The organism is Bartonella sp. AD328YNZD, from assembly GCF_042196425.1.
In genome coordinates this window covers 1-2,299 of the sequence record NZ_JBHIQG010000362.1, presented here as the reverse complement: position 1 = coordinate 2,299, position 2,299 = coordinate 1, and the positions used below count along the sequence as shown (strand labels likewise).

1 protein-coding gene and 1 pseudogene are annotated in these 2,299 nt (G+C 37.8%); both read right to left on the bottom strand.

Annotated features, from left to right (window positions below; translation table 11 throughout):
* Positions 1-429 precede the first annotated feature (429 nt).
* Positions 430-645: pseudogene (locus ACFIO3_RS11775) on the bottom strand (integrase); the annotation flags it as partial.
* 520 nt (positions 646-1,165) lie between these two features.
* Positions 1,166-2,299, bottom strand: a 1,134-nt coding sequence (locus ACFIO3_RS11770; protein ID WP_375704508.1) for an autotransporter outer membrane beta-barrel domain-containing protein, incomplete at its 5' end; no start/stop codon positions are given.

Below are 2,299 nucleotides of genomic sequence, written 5' to 3'. Positions count from 1 at the left end.
ATAAACATACATGATTTCTAAAAACTTTAATCATAGTTCCCTCGAAACTTTCCTACCCCTCTCATTAAAAACAAAAGCACTTACAAAACACCCCTTTGTGCCCCTCAAAATATGAAAGGCGTAACAAAAGGACATACCTCATGCTCATTTGAACCGTGCAATGAATTATCCCAATAAACCTAGCAGAAGCTCTACGCGCAAAACCATCTATAAGAGAATAATAACACAACACAATTTATAAGTGTATAATGCATTCTGTATTTCGTGTAAAGAAAAAATAAAACCGGTACGTGTAATTAATTAAAAATACAATCTGCCCTTGTGAACTTTAAAAATTAATCCACAAAGAGATGAATGAAAAAATAATTTAAATCCGTGAAAAACAAGCTCTCAAAAACGAGCTTTAGAAAGCATCAATATGGTACCTTAATGAAAATTATTTATTGCCTCACGCTTTTGTTTGTCACACTCTTTAATGGAGTCACGTCCCTCACGCAAAACAGAAAACCATTGCTTTGCATATTCATGTACTTGTTTTAAAGAGATATCTCTCAATGCTCCCAAGCCCATTTCACGACAACGCCCATAAATGGTATAATGATAAAATCATTGAGCCGCCCCATCTTTATGCTTATGAAGAAGCACGCCGACACCATCACATACTTTGCCAGCTCGTGGGTTTTACGACAACCATTAACCTTTGAAACAGTGCATTATAAGCACCTTTAGTCTTTTCTTGTACAATTTATATCCACATGTTAATTTCGTTTGTAACGTGCAAACGAATGATTTTGATTGATTCAACATAGAGAAATTTGAAATGAGAAAATCTTACGATATTCAAGACTCTTATTCAACATGCAAAATAAATTAAATTATCTATATAAATAAATACATTACCTAAAAATACAATGTAACGCATGGCATACCCTCTGCACTCTTAAAAAGCCCATAAAAGTGAGTCACTCTATTGCACCATCAACAGCAAAAATTTTATGAAAATTCACTTTAGCGTAGAAAAACGCTCTCATGCGTAAAACAAACTATGTCTTTTTTTGTTCACATCAAGAAGACGAGAAGCTTTTAAGAACAACACAAGTTGTTATAAAGAAAAAAGGCAGCACATTGTGCTGCCTTTTCCAAAAAGTACATCCTGTACCTTATATTAAAATTGATAACGCACTCCTCCGGAAAAACTTGCTCCCGAAAAACCAGCCTTATTCAGCTTATGTTGATAGAGAATATCAGCATGCAGAGAGAACTGTGGCAACAATTTGGCATTAAAACCTAATCCAGCCTCTAGAGAAGAACCAAAAGCTCCTAACTTGAAAGCATCATTGAAATGCACAGACTGTTTTTCTCCAAAACCATGGGCAAGATAAAGCTTACCGTAGAAAGCAACAGCATCCACTCCTTCAGAGCCTGTAGCAGCCTTGGTTAAGCGTCCACCAACACGGGCCACCCACTGATCAAGTTTACCCATTTCAATATCAAAATTGTCAATATCACGGGCCTTATTAAACTGAAGATGTTGATAAACAACCTGAACCTGTGGATCAAAGACAAAATCCTTATATCCTGTAGCAATTGTCTGACCACCCGATAAGGAAACACTCAAAGGATTACCTTTCAATGTTGCTGTCTTCCCCCGTGCAAGGGTAAGAACATCACCTTTGAACAGACCATAGGATAAAAGACCATCGACATAGAAGCCAGCATCATGCTGCATGCTCCCATAGACTGTAGCCGTCCATTTATCAAATGCACTCTTCTGACTTTGGTCAACATCCAAAGGTTGCAGAGAAAGTTTTCCATAAGTCCCCATAACACCAAAAGACATAGCAGTATCAGCATTTTCAATAGTTTGCAGCAAAACACCTGCCTCTACACCATTGTAACTAAGATCACCTGCATAACCATATTCAAGTGCAGAAAGATCTGAAGTATAACGGTAACTTCCACCATAACCGCGCAAGTATAAAGCAGGATTCTCACGAACATCGACCATTCCATTAGAAGTTGTCCGTAATGTCTCCAACTGCTTGTTTTGATTACTGATATCCATCAAACCAGCGTGGAATACGCTATTAGGCAAGACAAGATAAGTAGGCACTTGTGGAACAACAGACCTGACAAATTGTTCAGGAAGTCCAGCAGATCCCACAGACTTCACATACTGATTTTCTAAACGGAAGTTCCAAAATTTGCCACCACCCTTAACAAATTTCTGCTGAACATGCTCCTGTTTCGAAGTCGCTTCTGGAGCATAAGCACGGAGAGTGTATTTGTAAGGTGAGTT